At 51.5% G+C, this 20,262-nt stretch carries 20 protein-coding genes and 1 tRNA gene; 12 read left to right on the forward strand and 9 right to left on the reverse strand.

Annotation, left to right across the window (positions count from 1 at the left end):
- Positions 1 to 25: 25 nt before the first annotated feature.
- From yajC to queA, 3 genes are read right to left on the reverse strand one after another with little or no spacing between them, the layout of a single operon-like run.
- A complete protein-coding gene (gene yajC, locus AC30D9_RS12320) occupies positions 26 to 364 on the reverse strand; it encodes a preprotein translocase subunit YajC (protein ID WP_007916913.1) in 339 nt (112 codons plus the stop codon).
- A 43-nt stretch (positions 365 to 407) separates the two neighbouring features.
- Positions 408 to 1,523, reverse strand: a complete 1,116-nt coding sequence (tgt, locus tag AC30D9_RS12325; protein WP_167659374.1) for a tRNA guanosine(34) transglycosylase Tgt — start codon at positions 1,521 to 1,523, stop codon at positions 408 to 410.
- A gap of 14 nt (positions 1,524 to 1,537) precedes the next feature.
- Entirely contained in the window at positions 1,538 to 2,587 is a 1,050-nt protein-coding gene (queA, locus tag AC30D9_RS12330) for a tRNA preQ1(34) S-adenosylmethionine ribosyltransferase-isomerase QueA (RefSeq protein WP_025211994.1), read from the reverse strand.
- A 108-nt stretch (positions 2,588 to 2,695) separates the two neighbouring features.
- Between queA and AC30D9_RS12335 the strand changes: the two genes are divergently transcribed.
- The 4 genes from AC30D9_RS12335 to AC30D9_RS12350 all read left to right on the forward strand — a co-directional run bounded on the left by AC30D9_RS12335 (position 2,696) and on the right by AC30D9_RS12350 (position 6,416).
- Positions 2,696 to 2,780: transfer RNA gene (locus AC30D9_RS12335), tRNA-Leu, on the forward strand.
- Positions 2,781 to 3,229: 449 nt separating this feature from the next.
- On the forward strand, positions 3,230 to 3,559 hold the full coding sequence (locus tag AC30D9_RS12340; protein WP_490144104.1) for a hypothetical protein: 330 nt from the start codon (positions 3,230 to 3,232) through the stop codon (positions 3,557 to 3,559).
- Between the two features lie 324 nt (positions 3,560 to 3,883).
- Entirely contained in the window at positions 3,884 to 4,921 is a 1,038-nt protein-coding gene (locus AC30D9_RS12345) for a hypothetical protein (protein ID WP_489112931.1), read from the forward strand.
- Complete coding sequence (locus tag AC30D9_RS12350; RefSeq protein ID WP_490144105.1) at positions 4,899 to 6,416, forward strand: hypothetical protein; 1,518 nt, start codon at positions 4,899 to 4,901, stop codon at positions 6,414 to 6,416. Before AC30D9_RS12345 ends, AC30D9_RS12350 begins: the two co-directional genes overlap by 23 nt.
- Before the next feature lie 195 nt (positions 6,417 to 6,611).
- Here the strand turns inward: AC30D9_RS12350 and AC30D9_RS12355 are convergent, their stop codons facing one another.
- The 3 genes from AC30D9_RS12355 to AC30D9_RS12365 form a co-directional block, all read right to left on the reverse strand.
- Positions 6,612 to 8,438, reverse strand: coding sequence for a DUF2357 domain-containing protein (locus AC30D9_RS12355; protein WP_490144106.1), 1,827 nt, complete (start codon positions 8,436 to 8,438; stop codon positions 6,612 to 6,614).
- Positions 8,439 to 8,450: 12 nt separating this feature from the next.
- On the reverse strand, positions 8,451 to 10,964 hold the full coding sequence (locus tag AC30D9_RS12360; protein ID WP_490144107.1) for a DUF8727 domain-containing protein: 2,514 nt from the start codon (positions 10,962 to 10,964) through the stop codon (positions 8,451 to 8,453).
- Positions 10,965 to 11,125: 161 nt separating this feature from the next.
- Positions 11,126 to 11,557: a hypothetical protein gene (locus tag AC30D9_RS12365; RefSeq protein ID WP_490144108.1), complete on the reverse strand. Its 432-nt coding sequence runs from the start codon at positions 11,555 to 11,557 to the stop codon at positions 11,126 to 11,128.
- 719 nt (positions 11,558 to 12,276) lie between these two features.
- Between AC30D9_RS12365 and AC30D9_RS12370 the strand changes: the two genes are divergently transcribed.
- Positions 12,277 to 12,498, forward strand: a complete 222-nt coding sequence (locus tag AC30D9_RS12370) for a hypothetical protein (RefSeq protein WP_490144109.1) — start codon at positions 12,277 to 12,279, stop codon at positions 12,496 to 12,498.
- 472 nt (positions 12,499 to 12,970) lie between these two features.
- Here the strand turns inward: AC30D9_RS12370 and AC30D9_RS12375 are convergent, their stop codons facing one another.
- Positions 12,971 to 13,330 (reverse strand): DUF6124 family protein, encoded by a 360-nt coding sequence (locus AC30D9_RS12375; RefSeq protein ID WP_490144110.1) that lies wholly within the window; start codon positions 13,328 to 13,330, stop codon positions 12,971 to 12,973.
- A gap of 492 nt (positions 13,331 to 13,822) precedes the next feature.
- On the opposite strand from AC30D9_RS12375, the gene AC30D9_RS12380 reads away from it, so the two are divergent.
- Both AC30D9_RS12380 and AC30D9_RS12385 read left to right on the forward strand, forming a co-directional pair.
- Positions 13,823 to 15,016, forward strand: coding sequence for a colicin E3/pyocin S6 family cytotoxin (locus AC30D9_RS12380; RefSeq protein ID WP_490144111.1), 1,194 nt, complete (start codon positions 13,823 to 13,825; stop codon positions 15,014 to 15,016).
- Positions 15,013 to 15,243, forward strand: coding sequence for a DUF7683 domain-containing protein (locus AC30D9_RS12385; protein ID WP_116831504.1), 231 nt, complete (start codon positions 15,013 to 15,015; stop codon positions 15,241 to 15,243). Before AC30D9_RS12380 ends, AC30D9_RS12385 begins: the two co-directional genes overlap by 4 nt.
- Positions 15,244 to 15,313: 70 nt before the next feature.
- On the opposite strand, the gene AC30D9_RS12390 is transcribed toward AC30D9_RS12385, so the two are convergent.
- A complete protein-coding gene (locus AC30D9_RS12390) occupies positions 15,314 to 15,667 on the reverse strand; it encodes a DUF6124 family protein (RefSeq protein ID WP_490144112.1) in 354 nt (117 codons plus the stop codon).
- Between the two features lie 552 nt (positions 15,668 to 16,219).
- The gene (locus AC30D9_RS12395) at positions 16,220 to 16,786 is read right to left on the reverse strand and encodes a helix-turn-helix domain-containing protein (protein WP_490144113.1); all 567 of its coding nucleotides are present in this window, start codon (positions 16,784 to 16,786) and stop codon (positions 16,220 to 16,222) included.
- 150 nt (positions 16,787 to 16,936) lie between these two features.
- On the opposite strand from AC30D9_RS12395, the gene AC30D9_RS12400 reads away from it, so the two are divergent.
- From AC30D9_RS12400 to AC30D9_RS12420, 5 genes are all read left to right on the forward strand, one after another.
- Positions 16,937 to 17,719 (forward strand): aldolase, encoded by a 783-nt coding sequence (locus tag AC30D9_RS12400; protein WP_122568828.1) that lies wholly within the window; start codon positions 16,937 to 16,939, stop codon positions 17,717 to 17,719.
- Between the two features lie 19 nt (positions 17,720 to 17,738).
- Complete coding sequence (locus AC30D9_RS12405; RefSeq protein ID WP_490144114.1) at positions 17,739 to 18,626, forward strand: dihydrodipicolinate synthase family protein; 888 nt, start codon at positions 17,739 to 17,741, stop codon at positions 18,624 to 18,626.
- A 78-nt stretch (positions 18,627 to 18,704) separates the two neighbouring features.
- Entirely contained in the window at positions 18,705 to 18,965 is a 261-nt protein-coding gene (locus AC30D9_RS12410; protein WP_490144115.1) for a DUF2024 family protein, read from the forward strand.
- Between the two features lies 1 nt (position 18,966).
- A complete protein-coding gene (locus AC30D9_RS12415) occupies positions 18,967 to 19,248 on the forward strand; it encodes a Rho-binding antiterminator (protein ID WP_490144116.1) in 282 nt (93 codons plus the stop codon).
- Positions 19,249 to 20,064: 816 nt separating this feature from the next.
- The gene (locus AC30D9_RS12420; protein ID WP_490144202.1) at positions 20,065 to 20,190 is read left to right on the forward strand and encodes a hypothetical protein; all 126 of its coding nucleotides are present in this window, start codon (positions 20,065 to 20,067) and stop codon (positions 20,188 to 20,190) included.
- Positions 20,191 to 20,262: the final 72 nt, after the last annotated feature.

The raw sequence follows: 20,262 nt of genomic DNA on the forward strand, positions 1-20,262 counted from the left end.
CCGTCGATTGAATAGAAGTTGTTACTTAGATCGCTTTCAGCGTGCCTTTTGGCAGCGTGGCCGCGATAGCGCCCTTCTGGAACTTCATTTCAACAGTGTCGGACACTTCCAGAACCACGAAGTCATCGGCCACTTTGGTGATCTTGCCAGCGATGCCGCCGGTGGTGACCACTTCGTCGCCCTTTTGCAGGCTGCTGAGCAGGTTCTTCTGCTCTTTGGCACGCTTGGCCTGTGGACGCCAGATCATCAGGTAGAAGATCACCAGGAAGCCGACCAGGAAAATCCACTCGAAACCGCCGCCCATAGGGCCGGCAGCAGCAGGTGCAGCCGCGTCAGCCATGGCATTAGAGATAAAAAAGCTCATTTAGCACTCCAGTTGCAAGTATTGAATCTTAGGATCGGAAAACTCAGTCCAAGGGCGGTACAGGCAACCCGCGCTTGGCATAGAAGGCCTCGACAAAGGCGGCCAATGTACCCTGTTGAATAGCCTCGCGCAAACCAGCCATAAGCACCTGGTAATGGCGCAAATTGTGGATGGTATTCAACATGCTACCCAGCATTTCGCCGCACTTGTCCAAATGATGCAGATAAGCGCGGGAGAAGTTCTGGCACGTGTAGCAGTCGCAGGTCGGATCCAGCGGCGAATCATCATGGCGATGGAACGCGTTACGGATCTTCAGCACGCCCGTGTCGATGAACAGATGCCCATTGCGGGCATTACGGGTTGGCATCACGCAATCGAACATGTCCACCCCGCGGCGCACACCCTCAACCAGATCTTCCGGTTTGCCAACGCCCATAAGGTAACGAGGTTTGTCAGCGGGCATCTGGCCCGGCAGGTAATCGAGCACCTTGATCATTTCGTGCTTCGGCTCGCCCACCGACAGACCGCCGATGGCTAGGCCGTCGAAGCCGATCTTGTCGAGGCCTTCCAGCGAGCGCATGCGCAAATCCTGATGCATGCCACCCTGAACGATGCCAAACAGCGCCGCCGTGTTGTCCGCATGGGCATTCTTCGAACGCTGGGCCCAGCGCAACGACAGCTCCATGGACACCCGCGCCACGTCCTCATCGGCCGGGTACGGCGTGCATTCGTCGAAGATCATCACGATGTCCGAGCCCAGGTCACGCTGGACCTGCATCGACTCCTCCGGGCCCATGAACACCTTGGCGCCGTCCACCGGAGAAGCGAAGGTCACGCCCTCCTCCTTGATCTTGCGCATCGCGCCGAGGCTGAACACCTGGAAGCCGCCGGAGTCGGTCAGAATCGGGCCTTTCCACTGCATGAAATCGTGCAAGTCACCGTGGGCCTTGATCACTTCCATGCCCGGGCGCAGCCACAGGTGGAACGTGTTGCCGAGGATGATCTCCGCACCCGTGGCAACGATGTCCCGTGGCAGCATGCCCTTGACCGTGCCGTAGGTGCCCACCGGCATGAACGCGGGGGTTTCCACGGTACCGCGGGGGAAGGTCAGACGACCGCGACGAGCCTTGCCATCGGTGGCGAGCAACTCGAAGGACATGCGACAGGTGCGACTCATACTGTTTCCTCGGGTCCGCGTGGCGCGGGATTACGGGTGATGAACATCGCATCACCGTAGCTGAAAAAGCGGTATCCATGCTCGACGGCGGCCTTGTAGGCGGCCATGGCTTCGGGATAACCGGCGAACGCCGAAACCAGCATCAACAGCGTGGATTCGGGCAAATGAAAATTGGTGACCAGGGCATCGACCACATGAAACGGCCGGCCCGGGTAGATAAAGATGTCGGTGTCGCCACTGAACGGCTTGAGCACGCCATCGCGGGCAGCGCTTTCCAGGGAGCGCACGCTGGTGGTCCCCACCGCCACCACCCGACCACCGCGGGCGCGACAAGCCGCCACGGCATCGACCACTTCCTGGCTCACTTCCAGCCATTCGTTGTGCATGTGATGGTCTTCGATCCGCTCCACACGCACCGGCTGAAACGTCCCGGCACCGACGTGCAGCGTCACGAACGCCGTCTCCACGCCCTTGGCGGCAATCGCCTCCAGCAACGGCTGATCAAAATGCAGCCCCGCCGTCGGCGCCGCCACCGCCCCCAAGCGCTCGGCGTACACGGTCTGATAACGCTCGCGGTCCGAACCTTCGTCCGGGCGGTCTATATAAGGAGGCAACGGCATGTGCCCGACACGGTCGAGCAGCGGCAACACCTCTTCGGCAAATTCCAGCTCGAACAACGCGTCATGCCGCGCCACCATCACCGCCTCGCCGCCACCGTCGATGAGGATCGACGAACCCGGCTTGGGCGACTTGCTGGAGCGCACATGGGCCAGCACACGGTGACTGTCCAGCACCCGCTCCACCAGAATCTCCAGCTTGCCGCCGGAGGCCTTCTGGCCAAACAACCGCGCCGGAATCACCCGGGTATTGTTGAACACCATCAAATCGCCCGGGCGCAAATGCTCAAGCAAATCAGTGAATTGACGGTGAGCCATGGCACCGCTGACCCCATCCAGGGTCAACAGTCGACTGGCGCGACGCTCGGCCAGAGGGTGGCGAGCGATCAGCGAATCAGGGAGTTCGAAGGTAAAGTCAGCAACACGCATGATGGGGTTCGTCTAGCAGGGCCGGAAAGTCTAGCGGAAATATCAAAAATTCACCATGAAACGTGATTGACCAACGGTAGTCACCTCTCTATACTTCGCCGCCATTGAGCCCTGATGGCGGAATTGGTAGACGCGGCGGATTCAAAATCCGTTTTCGAAAGGAGTGGGAGTTCGAGTCTCCCTCGGGGCACCATCTTAAAGAAAGACCTTGAAATTCAAGGTCTTTTTTTTCGTCTGTAGGAAAGTGGTTTTCTGCGGGTAATGCAGGGCTCAGCCAGTCCCCTACCCGCTTTTGTGGTGAGGGGGTCTATCCCTACTGCCCTTTGTGGTGAAGGGATTTATTCCCCTCTTGTGGCTAGGGGATTTATCCTCGCTGGGCCGCGAAGCGGCCCCAAATATCCAAACCCATGGTGAGGAAAAAACTGTGGCAAGGAAGAACCTGGGGAAAGGAAGAACAGTGGTAGAGAAGATCCTGTGGTAGGAGAAGAACCTGTGGCGAGGGAGCTTGCTCCCGCTTGAGCGCAAAGCGCTCATAAAAAAGCCACCACCCTCACCGATACTCCGAGTTGCCACCGCCAAGACGTAACCCATCAACCCAACTCCACCCCACCCTACTCACCCAGTCACGAAGGATTTCACCCCATGGAATTGCTGCTGGAAACGGTCGCTCTTTACTCCCTCAAGCTGGCTTATGAGACAGAGGGTCACAGCCCGATTCTGCGGGATGATCCGTTGATGGGGAGTTGTGATCGGGAGGTTTTTGGGTTGTTGATACGGCGGGGCGATGTGGCTGGGATTCAGCGCGAAATCGGTCGATGCCTGAATTTAGCGTTGGGGCCGATTGGTGGAGTGGATACGGTGTTGGGGCGGGAGCTGCATCGTTTAGCTGCGGATTTCAACGCAGTGCAGAAAATGGATGATCTTTACGCTCCGGCTATCATGCTGAGAGACTATCTTCGGGATTGTCTTTGAATAGGACACGACACACATAAGTAATCTACCCCCTTTTTACCACTATGTGCTGTGCCGTGTTAATTAGACGCAGCACTAGCCACTCGCTCTCGACCGGTAGCAGCGAAAGGGGATCCGCAGAAAAAATCTGTTCTCATTTTCGAAATCTCAATTTTCTGACGCTGATGCATACAAGGCCAATTGCCACAGCCAAGGAGCAACCGTATGCTGACCCTTCACGTACTAATATTTTTGTCCTTGCGCTGAGTAGTAGCCCAATTGCAAAGGTTTTAGGACAGGGACCGCGTCCGTTCAGCGGGATATTTGCGAGTAAGGGAGAAAGCGGTGGGTTTCTTTACAGATGAAGAGACGGCTGGCCTGAGGATCACAAATATGATCCTCCACGTAGTCGGTGGAGAAGAATTTACCCCGGAGTCCGTCCGCCAAGTTGAGCATGAAGAGTTTTTCATCGCACGGATACTCGATACCGATGCGGACGCAGTCTATAGCTTCAGGGAGACGTCAGCTACCAAGGCTCAACTTGAGAAAATTGCCACAGGAGTCGAAAATTTTGAGAGGGGAACTCAGAGTCTCTCTGCTACCTTTTCTCGGTGGCACGTTAATAGCAGCCGCGACGGAGCGTTATTTATCTTTGAGTTATCCGGTGGTGATAAGCGAACAAAACTCTACAGCATGATCAAATATGACTACAGCGAGGCTATAGAACAGGCCTCTGCGGAAGACGGGGGCCTGCTTCGACGCATCGTTCACGCATTTGTAGCGGATAAAAAAGCCATTCAAAAATCCTCCTTGGTGAGGATTGTAAATGGTGTAGCGGAAACTTTGGTATCCGCAAAAGATAGAATGAAAAAAGCGCCTGAGATTGTTGATTATTTCGCCAACTTTCTCGACGTAGTCCGCAGCATGTCTGATCAAGAACTTAATACTAAGGTCGTTAGTCTTTTACGCGAAACTTTAACTTCTTGCAAAGCCGACTTACCCGACACAGTCCCTAGAGCCTTCGCCGTGGCCAAAAATGCCTTAGCGCAACGTCAAGAAATCAACGAAGATGCGATAATTGATGCTGTCCTGCTGGCAGCGGGAAACCCTACCGATGAAAAGGCAATCACAAGATTGCAGAATGCAACTCGCCGAAAAATTCGTTCCGCTAGAATTGAGAATGTGGTGTTTCCTTCTGACCAAACAATTCTAGGGCGGCCTCCTATGCGTCGAATTCGAACCACAGAGGGTGTCACAGTCCTGTATCCAGACGATGCTGGAATGACAGTCACACGCGAGCCTAAGGCTAGGGGTGGAGAATTGATTACGATTGATACTCAGGCAATCACGGAAGACAAACTTGTCTCTGACAATCCTCGCTGAACAGCTTGAGGTACTCGCTGTGCAGGCTAGCGCGCATATCAATGAGAGTGATGAGACTGTCACAGTCTCGAATCTGCGTGTGGACGCGACCCTTAAAATATTAGCTACTTGCTCGGAGCTCGGCTGGGGGTACTCCGTAGTTGATGAAGAGCAAACACCAACTGAGCCAAGCAATATCGTTGAGGATTTCGAGCCATTCCGAGTAACGATTCGGAAGCCAGATTGCCCCGACGAGACACTAGACATTCTGACTTCAGTTGGTCTTTTACATTGGCTAGAGAAAGGACACGACGCGAAGCACTGGCGGATCGCTGGTCTCTCGAAACCGCTGTTCACTCAGGTTCGTATATATACCGGTTGGGCACCCTACGAAACGATTACGGCAGTTCCGATTTTTCCTGCTACTAAATCTCCTAGGGCTTTGGTAAGGGAATCAGGCTCTTCGAAGGTCGTCCCAGGAGACATTAGACCATGGCTTCTTCTAGATTTATCGCAGTTTGATTTAGATGAGCCACTTCATGAAATATGGAGTATAAAAGCGTTTGATGCATTAGTGCACACTCTTGCAAACGAGATCGACCCAGAAAATCACTCATTAATTTTCAAGGGACCGCCGAAGCTAGTTTTGCTACCTCATCAATCTACTGCAACTACTTTACAAGAATTTGGCATAGATGCTTTTCTAAACCTGCAAACAGCAGCTCATTGGGTTTATGAAAATAGTCGCGAAGCGGAAGTAAAACATAACCTGTTAGCTGTGGAAATTGCCCGTTCAGGGCGCGAGAACGGCCCTGCCGCTGATTACTTAAAAGCCAACCTACCAACAGCGCTGGAAAGTGCAAAAATCGTGTATCAAATGTCGCTATCAGATTTAGCTAAAGACACTCTTAAGTCTTTAGGCGATCTACGCAAAGCAATTACCGAAGAAACCGCGAAAGCCACAGACGCAACAAGACAAACAATAACAGCTGTATCAGGGGCCTTGGCTCTAGGCGTAGGTCTAGTGGCCGCGAGACTGAGTACTGACATCAATCCTTGGTTAATCAGCATGGTCATGCTGATAGCGACTGGGTATATCGGGATGATTGTCTACTCTGGGTGGAGCTTCATAAGTTTACAGCGCGGACTTCGAAGGGACTGGCAACCAAAACTCTACCGTTTCCTACCACAGGATGAATACAACAAGATGGTAGCAGCACCGGCCGAAAAATCTGAGCAAGTTTTCAAATACTCAGCGATGATAGGAATGGGAGCCGTAATTGTAATGTTTGTTGGTGTATCGATATTTGGCTATCTCAGTGAACCTAAAGTAATTCCAGAGCCCGATCATTCAGAATCAGAAAAAAATGAAATTGAGCCCGCTGCCGCCCTCCAACTGAATGAGCAATTGGAGAGACTGATTATACAGCTCCCTACCCGTGCGCCCGTGCATAAGAATTGGATCTCACCCCTCCCGAGCTCTGCTGAGTCTAGTGAAGCTCCAACGAAGCCTTGAATCGGCTCTTAGCCTGTAGAAATTTTCCATTGAGAGAAAAAATAGGAAAAAAGATCGCGCAGACAATGAAATAGCTTAATGCTCCGGTCATTACGCCCTGGAGGTTATCTTAACGATATCCAACGACAGAACATATGCAATAAACCAATCTTCAAACCCGTCCCTTTTCCCAATTCCTAACAATAGCACCAAGAACTAAAAATTAATCTCTATAACCCGTGCTAAATCTTTCCTGAAATTTGACCCAGGTTCGTGCGCGACAGAGACATCAATCGAAGATACTAGAAGCGCTGGCGTCACCGAATACTGTCCATATATGCTGTAATCATGCTGATGAAAGTGACGTGTAACTGGATCTTCACTGGGATTAACAATAATCAACGCAACAGTAGGATTAACACCCGTCCCCTGCCGATGTATACCATGAATATACTTCATCGTTAGCTCGGGCAAGTACGTCAGATAAGCCCGACCATTATCCGTATACTTTGCATCAATAACTATATACTTACTTTCCTCGCCCCGCCCAGTTAACTCAATAATTATATCCGGGCATCTATTAGCTCTCCCCCCAAACGAGCCACGCTTGCTAATTTTAGCGTCGCCACGACCATAATAAACTGTCCACCCTTCAGTGTTAACTAAGTCCTTCCCCACCGCAGAGGCGTGGCCAACTGACCAAACATCAGGCTCATACATTAAATTAATATTTACACCTGCTCCACCATACACGAAAATATCATCAACAGCTGAAGCATCACTGAATGATTGATTACCACCAACACTCTCTTCAAGATGACGTTTAATTATACACAGAAGATAATACTCAAAGAGCCTAGGAATGCTCTGAATTGAAAATAACTCATCTTGAAAACTCCAGTCAGGTGCACCATAGCGACGCCATGCAATAGACCTGGCAAAAACTTGTCGATACAGCAGGTTGGACTTTGATTTTTGTGTGTATCTAGGAGGTTCGAGACAAGGCTTGCTAACTGGAATACTTCTTTTAAGCCTGGCATATATCGAAGTCATCTCACCCATAAGCCGATTGCACTTATCAACTTTATTTTTATTTATGGATGACGAAAATTTGTTTATTTGTGCAAATAAAGATACGTACCCATTGAAATTCCCACCTGATGATCGCTCCTGAAGATTAGATACCAGAAGCCGCTCTCTTATTTTCCCTATAGCAGTAATAATCACATATAAAAAACCATGCAATATCTGATTCTCATAGATATCAGTAGAGTTATTTATCTTTGCTTCAAGGAGTTTACTGGCAGAAAAATATTCCCCCTGATAACTCAAAACCGCATCATCAACTGAATAAGTCTTGTAAAGGCCATCGGGATTTTCCGATATCCATCGGAGTGAAGACTCATCAATAAGAGTCTCATTGTTTGGCACAACTAATCTAGTTGACTGCTGTAGTCTTGACAAAGGAGCAGCAATAATTGCCGGCAGTACACTTTTTAAAAAGGCAACATTGTGCTCAATCCTTTCTAATAAAAACGCCTCTGTTTTACCACCAGCTTTATGGCCCGCCCTTATCCGGGTAACTCTGATAGCACTTGCTAGATCCTTACCATCTTCACGTGCAAGAAATCCGAGCATTCTTTCAACTCGATCTGCATTAATTTTCTTTGCAAAAACCTCGACTGGATGAAATTCGATGAATAGCGCATAGCCCAGATCACTAGAGGCGCTCTGATCACGTGATACAATCTGTAGCTCCGCGAGGCCATAATAGTTGTGAAAAAAAGCTTCTTTTCGCCCATATACTTCCCTAGGGAACCACTCATAGACCCATCCATTATCCTTTTGATAGCGATGAGTATGAGGCGTTTCTATTTCATGAAGAACCAAATTAAGATTTTCATAAAATTCGTCAAGCCTTATAAAAAAGCGTAGTGCCTCATCTTCACGTATTGCGCTTACTTTTAAAGACGGGACAGAGAGTTCTCTCAGCTCAAGTATTTCACCCTTACGCTCACCTGATATTATTTCAATGGATAGCATTAGGGAGCCTCATTAAAAGTAGGAGTATGAATCGGAAAATTCATCACCAGTTTCAATTATGGTTTGTACGATTTTTTTAGAAATAGTGAAATCAAACTCCGAAAGTTTGCCTTCAAGCTTGTTCATGCGCTCTCTCATCCCTTGCCCGTGCCCTTTGATCGACGGCAGGACATGTTGAGCGATAGCAAAATCAAGTGGCTCTGCTTTGAATCCTAGCTGGTTCGCTACGAAGCAATATCGCGTTATTGCGTTGATTTTACGCTTGCTGACGTAGACCTGAGAGCCCTTGATATTATTCGTAGTCAAAAGATCAAGAACCTGCTCAAGCCTAATTGTTTCGCGAGAATTCAGCTCTTCCTCTTCACGAGAAGGATAAAATGCTTCCTTAAGTTCAGTAAATGGCACCGCTCCACTTAAAAGATCAGCCTGTATCTGACCTATAGGCGCATCAGCCCCATGGCCCAACATAATAACCGGAGCTCTATTAATCAACCGTTCAGATAGCGACTCAACTGTTGCGTCATTATTAATAGTTGCGATAAATCTTAAACTACTTGGAATGTGTAGATACCGATCTTCAGTCCCCGGCATTCCCAAATCTATTTTTTGACCTATTTCAAAAGTATCACACATTGCCAAAAAATCGGACCAATAATGCTCAACACTTGAGAGATTAGCCTCATCCAGCAATACCAACTTCAGATATTCCTCACTATTTTGCTCCGCAGATGAATCGTTGAACGCTTTGAGAAATTGAAAGAGCCCGCTTCTAGATGGCTGATAACTATTTTTGAGCGAATTATAAAAACCAAGTAAATCTCTACTTGAAACCCATCCTCTTCCAACCGGTATGTTGAGGAAGTTATCCGTCTCCAAAGATGTTTTTTGCTCTGCTACCAAACCTAATGCATTAGCAAATCGGTGCGCACTAGAAGTTTTACCTGTACCTGGAGGCCCGGAAAATATTGTTAGGAATGATTGAATTGTGCACAAAGTAAGATTCGCCATTTCATCATACGAGAATGGACGACCTTCTGTAGAGTCTAGAGATGACTTTAAATGAGATATATAACTTTTTCTAGCTTCCCCAACAACATTAAAGGCAAAAGCAGGTATATTTACAGGTTTAACGTGGCTTTCGACAGAGTCAGGGGAAATCCCATTCAGCAACATGTGCAAAGTCTTAAATTCTAATAGCTTGTCACCAATTTGCGGACTACGAATTAAATTCTGCTGCTGGCTAACTTGATTTTTTAGCTTATAATAATCCTCGTTAAGATAATCATTTTTATTCTTTAACGATTTCTGCTCTTCTATCATCTGAGATAAAGTTTTCGCTACTCCAACCTCTTCCTTTAGTTGCAATAGTGTCTTTTCGTGGCTTTCTATTTCAGCCATTAAAATATTGTTTCTATCCCTAAGCTCAGATTGCTCTTGAGCACGCGATAATGCTTTACGCTTTTCAAATTCTACTTCAAAACTCGCGAAATCTTGCTTTCTCAGCTCCAGACGACCTGAAACCTCAGCTATCTCACGTTCAATTTTTTCACGTCGAGCTGCAAATTCGCTCTCAATCGCCTCCATTTTTTCTTTTAAAAGAAGGTCTCGATTATCATCAACGTACTGCTCAAGGAAAACCTTACCATTTTTAGTATTGTGCAAATAATTCTGTACAACATCAGCCCCCACACCATTGGATTTTAGATATTCATCAAGCACACTTTCCAATCGTTTGGTTCGACCATCGTTACTTAATTGCTTATTTTTCTTTTTATATTGATCTATTATTCCGGTTAACTTCACAGCTTCAGATTTTGTGAGAGTCGATATTCCTTTGCCATAGTCCATTTTGCTATAAAAACGAATAAGCGCAGAGTCTGATATGTAATCCTGACTATCAAACTCGATTAGTTCTTTCGCCTTTTTTAATGAGGCAAGATAAATCCTTTCATTGCCTCCCATCGAGCTTCTAATAACAAGACTGTTTGCCTCAAGCTTATCAAGCTCAAATTGTGCGACGTGGTAATTACTTAACCCTAGAGGAGTTAAGCTCATCAAAGGTGTAAGCAGCCAACCATCTTCTTCTGCTTGCGCCGTAAACGGGCCAGTAACTATAGAATTAGATAGAATAAAAAAAGACCTATTCCCAATATCAGAGAGAGGCGCTTGTTCGACACGACCCGAGGCTACATCTGGCATTTCCATATTGACGATGGGTAAATATGTATTGGCGTCTAATGGGGCTGCATAATAACCCATTGAATAAAATCGCGACCTCGTAGGACTATCGACTCCTTCAGAATCATGACTTTCATTTACTGTTGTTAAAAGAAAAAGCTCGTAATCACCATAGTTCTCATCTATCTTTGAGTACTCTTTAGAGATAAATATTCTATTATTGTTTGGATACTCGCCTGGAGAAACAAGCCTTACTACCCCATCATCTTCTTCCACAGCAATTGGCACAACACTACCAACATCGCTATTATAGCTTTTTGAGGATTTGTAAACTAAAGTTCTAGACATCTAGAAATCCCTTCTCGGTATTAGAATGTAGTTGATCTGGATTTTATATTACACCGCATACAACAATCTTTTGTGCAAAGGGAGAAGTATAAATAGACGAACTGAATTCGACCAAGGCAGAACAAATTCGGCTCACCCCATTTACTACTTTTTAAAAGCAATTAGTAGCTATATTTGCGCCATGGAATTTGAGACGGATGAAGTCGCGCAAGAAATTTAGCCAAATCTTGTCGACCATGATACCGGAACGCTCCCCGGGAATCTTGTGATGCGAGAATAATAGGCACCCCGGGGAAATACGGTTGAAACGATTCCCGAACTGGATTTGCCGCGCTGGATGAAGAAGTGTAGTTGTGTTTGACAATCACAACTGCGAATGTCTGGCTTTGTTCTTTAATCAATGCACCTTCAAAGCTACCCATGATGACCTCCAGGCCATAAAGCACGCCAAGATTGGCGAAATTTAGTCCCAGATGCCCCAAAGCAGGGACTGTGCCTCCGATCTGATGCAAGGTGGTCCATTCGATACTGCCGAGAATGGTAGAGGGAGATTTAGAAATGTATTTCAGCGTCTCATCGGAAACGAGTGCCATAACAATTCTACCTAGGGAGCTGGAGGCATAACGCTACTACAGCTGGATCCAAAATCGCTACTAGCTTTTCGTCTACCCTGGCTATAAATACAGTACCGTGCATCGGAGGGGGCTTAGGTAGTCTGCTACTGTTCGTTGCGGAAAGGTGCAAGGTTATGGTGGGCATGCTGCCGCGCCTCAGCGTGACCTGAGCCGTTTCTGATCGATTGCGTACTGCTCAGGGGGTAAGCAATGATGGTGCTTCGTTGAATGCCGAAATGGTATTGAAGTTATGCCAAACCGGTGTGCCATTGCGTTTCACGGAGCCGTTGATGCCGATGACCGGGTAAAGCACGGAGCTTTAGTTTTTCAGGCTAAGCCCCATTGCATTTCCATGAACTCAACGTCGGAGTCCGCTCTCTCACCTTCCGCCGCGATGTGCTCAGCTCTCCTTGCTTAATGTGTCTCTCCAAAACTTTCACGTACCAGTTTGCCCATAACGGCACCGTGGACTTACATGTTGTTCAAAATCGCTTGGGATATATCTGCCGTCGCGCCGTAGGCCGCCTTGCTGCCTACAACCGAGCCGGCGCCAGTTAATGCACTCGTGCCGACGCTGGATGCTCAGCGGCCATGCCAGTCGCGGCACCTGCTCCGGCACCCAGGACTGCCCGCCGCGAGAAATAACTTTTCATAGGTGGGAAAACCGATTCCAGGGGATGAATAAGGCTCTAGGCGCCATGATCAAAACCGTTTCAGTAGAAGCGGTCTTCTTCCTTCATCCGATAAATGCGACCGAACGTCCTGAAAGAAAACCACAGGAACACCACTGTCAGCACTACCCCACCCGCCATGACGAAAAAACCAGCGCGATACGTGTGAAGTTCGGTGGCTATGCTGTTGATCTGGGAAATCAACGTGAGTACAGCAACGGAACGTCCTCACCTACCTCGTACTGTTAGTGTTCGCTATAGCGCTGGTCCGGGTACTCATCTTCATGGACTTGTTGATTACTGTCGGTATATCGATAATGAATTATTATTCCGTTTTCATTCATCGGGTTGCTTTCAAGCTGCGTCACGGTACCTTTTGCCTCGACAGCACTCCATTGAATTGCCCCCTAAATGGTCCCTGAGTGTTTCGCCAGAGTGGCCAGGAACAGCAGCACACAGCAAGCTACGGTAAGCAGGATGATTCGGTTATACAGATGATCTTTTTCAGCTTTTCTTGAGTAAAACACACTCGATCCTTCGCGTGAAATCTTCCGCAAGCCTATCGGCGTTCAACCGAACAACTTGAATTTTCTCCAGCGTTTTTCCCCTCATTTCTTGAGGTTCCGTCGGAAGGAAAACTAGGTTTTTGGGTAGCCATTTCTTTCTTCGAACAAGAAAAGCCCAGCCAGCTAGACCTTTCTTGTTCTAGGGCCCCCCTCGGCTACCTCACCTCAACAATATCCAAAGCCCGATTTGCCAACAACTCACTCACCTCAATCACCTGCAAAATCCCCATCGCAACACGCCGCCGCGACCCATCCAGATCAAACGCCAAATCACTGATCATGGCATTCGCCGAAGCCAGATTCTCACTGAGATTCGCAAGCAAACACTCAGAATCCACTGCCGGATCAATCCGTAAAATGGAGTCGGACTTGTCAGACGCTTCGCTCTTAGGCTTGGGTTTCAGGTAATAATCCAACGCGCGGGTGGCCGCGTCGTCGCGCTTTTTATTGCGAGCCGATTGGGCGCAAGACGTGGGCTCATCTGTAACTGGAGGATTCGGTGTAATTTTGACCATAGCCTTAGCTCTCTTTGGTTGAGGCTACTTCCCGCTCGCGACTAAACGATTGGGAGGCAGCTGTACGCAGGTTAGTCGACCGACGAGCTAAGGAATCGGCGCGCCCAAGGGCGCCCTGCGCACAGCCACCATCGAGTGCAGGGATGGGGATTCCTGACTGATGGACGCTTGAGCGACTTAGCAACGACGGGCGACTAAACCCGATCACTGATGAGCAGTGACAGGTCCCAAGCTACCGGCGCAACCCAAGGCGAACAAGCCGGCGGATTCTGGCGTAGTTGTAGGCAAAGGCGCAAGGCGACGTCGGCTGCCGAGTTGCGGTCGCCCAATGACTGACAGCCCCGGCTGACGCTTCAGATTGTTCCGGCCCTCAATAGTCAGCCTTACCTGTTTTGAGGAAACCGGAACAACCACTTCAAGAAACCTCCTACATCGCGCCCCTCTCTTCACGCGTTAGCGTCTGTCCTGCTTTTACCGGACGAGACTCACTACGTGGCGACACGCAAAAAGGACATTCCCCAGGTTCGAAACCCACCCGGCGGCGACGGGCATTACGTCACCTATCGGGACATGACGGCCACCGAACTGGCCGAGCGCGAAGCCCGACAGCAGGCTTATGAAGCCATGCTTGCCCGGCAGGCGGCCTATGAGCAAGAACGCTGGGCCACGGTGGATAAGAAGCCTTTGCCCATCGTGACCGGAAGTGTGTTTGCCAAAAGCTGCAAGCTGCCCAACGGCATCATCAATTACAGCAACCCCAACGGCTACGTCCCGGCAGATCTGGTCAAGCAATACGGCGATCTCATGTGGCTCGGCGGCAGGAGCGCCGACCCATCCGGCACGATCCCCCTCAAGCGGATTGGCGCGGGCGCGGTTCCGGTTAACTTGGGCCGGCTCGCGCTGGGCGGTTCGGCAACTTCCACGGTTGCCGCTGCGGGCGGCACGGTCGGCGCAGCCCTACTGACCGGCATCGTCGCCCTGCTCTGGCCCAGCAGCCTGGATGACAGCGCGCTCTACAGCGAAGACCAGTTACGCAATCTCAAACAGGCCCGCAGTCGCGTGCGCCTGAGCATCGAGCAACAGGCCGACGGCAGCCTCAAGGGCTACGGCTTCTACACCGGCCAGAATCGTGATTGGGAAATGGTCGACGTTGTCCAGTTCACCCCACGAGCCGACCAGTTCATTGCTGACCTGGGCGAGGGCATCGAACTGATCTGGACGCCGGCCACCAACCCGTCCGACACCCTCGGCATCCCCTCCTTGGAAGCGGCGCCGCAGGCGCCACCCATTTGGATCTATCCGCCGACGCCGATGGCCGACAGCATCATCGTCGACCCGATCTATCCGCCGGAGTACAGGGATTTCATTCTGGTGTTTCCGGCGGATTCGGGGGTTCGGCCGGTTTATGTGGTTTTGAATGTTCCGGGGGATCATAAGTACTACAAGCCCCCGTCGCTGCTTCCAGCGTTTCCAGAAGCCAAGATTGCTCCATCCAAAACGTTTGTACGTGGCGGTGGCGTTAAACGTCGAAGATGGAAGGATCGTAAAGGCAAGATTTATGAATGGGACTCACAGCATGGCGCTGTAGAGCTATACACAAAACAAGGCCAACACCTTGGCGAGTTCGATCCAATAACTGGCGAACAAACCAAACCCGCCGATCCGACAAGGAAAGTAGAAAAATGAAGCCCGTCGTTGAAATTTTTGACCAGACTACCGAAGAGCTAATACAGACCGTGGAAGTCCCAAGCGTATACATGGACCCGTTGGCCGCACTTATGGGCTGGACAAAGCCTGAAGATTTTTGCTTTGTCTACGACCTGTCACCACAGCAGATAAAGACCATAGAAGAGTGGACTCACACAACCATTCATGGTGATAACCGCATCATTCAAATCGTCTGCCTCGAATGACGAACGCGGGCATTTTTGAAAAAGGCCTTGTTAGACAAGACCTTTTTCTTACACCGCTGTAACTGAGTCGCTACCTCACCTCAACAATATCCAACGCCCGATTCGCCAACAGCTCACTCACCTCAATCACCTGCAAAATCCCCAACGCAACACGCCGTCGCGAGCCATCCAGATCAAACGCCAAATCACTGATCATGGCATTCGCCGAAGCCAAATTCTCACTGAGATTCGCAAGCAAACACTCAGAATCCACACCCGGATCAATCCGAAAAATGGAGTCCGACTTATCAGACGTTTCGCTCTTAGGCTTCAGGTAGTAATCCAACGCTCGCGTAGCAGCGTCATCGATTTTCTTGTTGCGGGCAGACTGAGCCCGGGAGACGTGTTCGTTCGTATTGGGGGGATTCGGCGAATCTTTTGCCATCGTCTTGCTTCCTGTAGTTGGAGCCATCACCCGCTCGCTGCTAAACGATGGGAGGCAGCTGTACGCAGGTTAGCAGACCGGGGAAACAAGAAACCGGCGCGTCCGAGGACGCCCTGCGCACAGCCACCATCAAGTACAGGATGGGAATCCTGACTGGATGACGCCTTGCACAACTGTTTCACCGCGAGCTGCTAAACCCGATCACTGATGAGCAGTGACAGGCCCCAAACTACCGACGCAACCCCAGGCGAACAAGCCGGCGGATTCTGGCGTAGTTGTAGGCAACGGCGCAAGGCGCTGTGGGCGGGCGAGCCTTCGTTGCCAGCGTCTGTCGGTCGTTACTGACAGGTCGCCAATTCGACTGGCCCAAGCAGATGCTCAATGGTGTTCACTTGAAGCCACCGGAAGGTCCACGGAGAAGGCATCCCGCTGACCGGGCTGGCGCTCCAGTGCGAGGCGCCCACAGAAAGGACTGCTGCACAGCCCTGCGGGAGCAAGCTCCCTCGCCACGGGTTCGTCGTTTTTACGCGAATGCATCGTGCTCAGATGCCGCTAAGCACTCTCGCCCTTCTCCGCCGCTTCATCACTGTGCACCACCACCAACAACTGCGCCTGAACCTCGCCCACCGAACGCAGGCGATGGGGCTTCTGCGCATTGAAGTGCAAGGCGTCGCCACGGTTCAGCAGCACCCGCTCGTTCATGAAGTCCACTTCCACCTGGCCCTCGTGCACGAACAGGAATTCCTCTCCGGTGTGTTCCTTGAACGCGTGGTGGGCGGTGAATTCGCTCGCCGGATAGAGGATGAAGGGCAGCAGGCTGCGCTCGGACACCTGGTGGGCGAGGACCGCGTATTCAGAGCTGCCACTGCTCGCCGCCAGCGATTGACGGTCTTCGCTGCGCACCAGGCTGTAGCTGTCGAGGGCGACGTTTTCTTCGGAAAACAATTCCTCGACTTTCACGTGCAACGCCTTGGCGAGCTTGAGCGCCGTGGCAATGGAGGGAGTGCTCAAGCCCCGCTCCACCTTGGACAGGTAGCTCTTGGTCATCCCGGTTTTCTCGGCCAGGACGTCCAGTGTCATGCCGAGTTTTTTCCTGAGCAATTTCAAACGAATGGACATAGGGAACCATCATTTCCAAAGAAACGGACAATCTTCGATTGCAAATGACACTTTGTGTCATATAGTATTTTTTGTGTCACGAGCACACCTTTTCTCGGGCTTCCATGACGCGGATCAAGATCAACCAAAGAACGAATCGGGAGAGCTGATATGAGCAAGACCCTGGCGACACCCAAGGACCAGTTGGTCCAGCATGCCGTTAACCAGATGCAGAAAACCCTGCCGGATAATACGTGGACTGTACGACAAAAGCTGGCCCTGACCTGTCGCATCCTGTTCGAAAACGGCCACGACTCCGGCCTGGCCGGGCAGATTACCGCGCGCGGGCCGCAGCCCGGCACTTACTACACCCAGCAACTGGGTCTGGGTTTCGACGAGATCACCGCCGGCAATCTGTTGTTGATCAACGAGGACCTGGAGGTGCTGGAGGGCCACGGCATCCCCAACCCGGCCAACCGCTTTCACACCTGGGTCTACCGCGCCCGGCCGGATGTGAATTGCATCATCCACACCCATCCCACCCACATCGCCGCGCTGTCGATGCTGGAAGTGCCGTTGCAGATTTCCCACATGGACCTCTGCCCGCTCTACGAGGACTGCGCGTTCCTGGAGGGCTGGCCGGGCGTGCCGGTGGGCAACGAGGAAGGCGAATTGATCGCCGGCGCCCTGGGTGACAAGCGCGCCATCCTGCTTTCCCACCACGGCCAGTTGTCGACCGGCGAGACCGTGGAAGAAGCCTGCAACATCGCCCAATTGATCGAACGCGCCGCCAAGCTGCAACTGCTGGCGATGGCCGCCGGCGAGGTGAAACCGATCCTGCCGCACCTGGGCCGCGAAGCCCACGACTGGATCGCCCGCCCCAAGCGTCACGCCGCCGCCTTCAACTACTACGCCCGGCAGAACCTGCGCCAACACGCCGATTGCCTGAACTGAACCCATTAGGAGCGAAGCCATGTCTACCCCCAACATCCACGGCATCATCGGTTACACCATCACGCCCTTTTCCGCCGACGGCCAAAGCTTGGACCTGGACGCCCTGGGCCAGTCCATCGACCGCCTGATCGACAGCGGCGTCCATGCCATCGCGCCCTTGGGCAGCACCGGCGAAGGTGCCTACCTGAGCGATGCGGAGTGGGACCAGGTCAGCGAGTTCAGCATTGCCCGCGTCGCCGGCCGCGTGCCGACGGTGGTCAGCGTGTCTGACCTGACCACCGCCAAGGCGGTACGCCGCGCGCGTTTTGCCCAGACCCATGGCGCCGATGCGGTGATGGTGTTGCCGGCCTCTTACTGGAAGCTGAGCGAGGCGGAAATCCTCACCCACTACCAGACCATCGGCGCCAGCATCGACCTGCCCATCATGCTTTACAACAACCCTGCCACCAGCGGCATCGACATGTCGGTGGAGCTGATCCTGCGGATTTTCAACGCCGTGGATAACGTCACCATGGTCAAGGAAAGCACCGGCGACATTCAGCGCATGCACAAGCTGCAACTGCTCGGCGAAGGCCAGGTACCGTTCTACAACGGCTGTAACCCACTGGCGCTGGAAGCCTTCGCGGCTGGAGCCAAGGGCTGGTGCACCGCCGCACCGAACCTGATCCCGCAGCTCAACCTCGACCTGTACTCAGCCGTGTTGGCCAACGACCTGAGCCAGGCCCGGGCGTTGTTCTATCGTCAATTGCCGCTGCTGGATTTCATCCTCAAGGGAGGCTTGCCCGCCACCATCAAGGCCGGTTTGCGCAGCCTCGGCCTGGAAGTCGGCGACCCGCGTCTGCCGGTTTGCCCGCTCGATGAGGCGCGCAACAGCCAACTGCAGACCCTGCTGAAACAATTGCTCTGATCCACAAATGGCGCCCTGGCGACCGGATGCCAACCTGTCCGGTCGCTCCACTGGCCGCCCTGACCACGAGAAAACACCATGACCATCAAAGTCTATGACACACACGTACGCACCCAAGACGGGCGCTACCTGCATTTCGATGTGCTGATCGAGCGTAACGACCTGGAATTCGCCCAAGCCTGCGCGCGACGTTTCCTCGCCGAACAAGGCATCAAAGAGCAGGACATCACCTTGAACGACTGCCGCTTCTGCCATGTCGAGCCGGGCAACCCAGAGATAGGCGAGGCTATCGCCAGGCAGGGCTTCTTCATTCTCAAGCTGCAAGGTTGCGAGGGATGAGATGGACACCTATCAACCGTTGAACTGCGACCTGCATGACTATCTGGAGATCGCCTGCCTGTACGGCTACACGCTGGCCATCGAGCTGAGCGACGGCCAGCGCCTGACCGCACGTGCCATCACCACGCGCACCGCCCACACGCGGGAAGAGTTTCTCGAAGTCGAAACTACGGACGGCCGCCATGAGATTCGCCTCGATCAGTTATTGGCAATTACGCCGCTGGACAACAACGCCAGGTTTGGCCGGGTTTTGTTGACGATGGGTGACCAGGTTGGCCAGTGAAATGGATTTAAGTTGCGCGGGGCGGGTTTGTCCTGGGAAGCCGGCGCCGCTTTAACGCTCGCTGACTGACGCACCGCTATCGCGAGCAAGCTCGCTCCCACAAGAGGATGTTGCGCCTGGAAATCAATGGACATCCAGTTACCACCACGGCGAGGGCTGCTCCGTTGGGCGGGAGCAAATGAGACGGATATTTTCAACCGGTGAAATAAATCTGTCCTTTTTCGTCGTTCTGCGCTTGTCACGCTTTACTTTCTAAACACCTAACCGTTTGTCGCCACTGTCAACTCTTACAGTTACGGTCTAAACAATACAGACGCTATAAGATACTGGCAGTACTGGCTTCTTCATCCCGACATGGAAGGTAAATAGTATGTCCAACATTCGAATCACTAGCATCGTTAGCAACGCCAGTCTTCAGTTCACTTTGACCGGCATCGGCGCGCTTCCAAATAGTCAAGTTTCCATAGAGCACGCAAACTCCAATCATCGATATGGCCATCTCACAGCAGACCCATACGGTAACTTTCAAGGGACATTGTCCACGCCTAACGGCGGGCGACACGATGTGACCGCAAGGGATCCACTCGACGGTGGCTACAGTCAGTACGCCCCTGTAGATGTTCAACCATAAATATATATAACAATTTTGGATCTGCTATAAGCAATGCCTCTAACAATGGGGGCATTGCGCTGTTTGCCAGATAGCGTTGTAAACTTCTTCAACAAACCCGAACGCACCTAAGGAATTTCTGAAAAGGCTTCCTAACTGGAAAAATTTCCAGACACCCGTCGCCGAGCTTTTCGATGATGAAACAGATGACCTTCGCCGACGCCCAGTATGCCGGCAAGCGCAAGCAAACCCGCAAGCAAACAAAGGGGATTGGTTTATTTTTAAAAAAGGCCTTATTAGGCAAGACCTTTTCCCTGTGTAGTGGCAGCTGAACTGCTACCTCATTTCAACAATATCCAAAGCCCGATTCGCCGGCTGGCGAGTCCCTCGCCCAATGGCTGACA

The organism is Pseudomonas sp. DF11 (assembly GCF_058148565.1).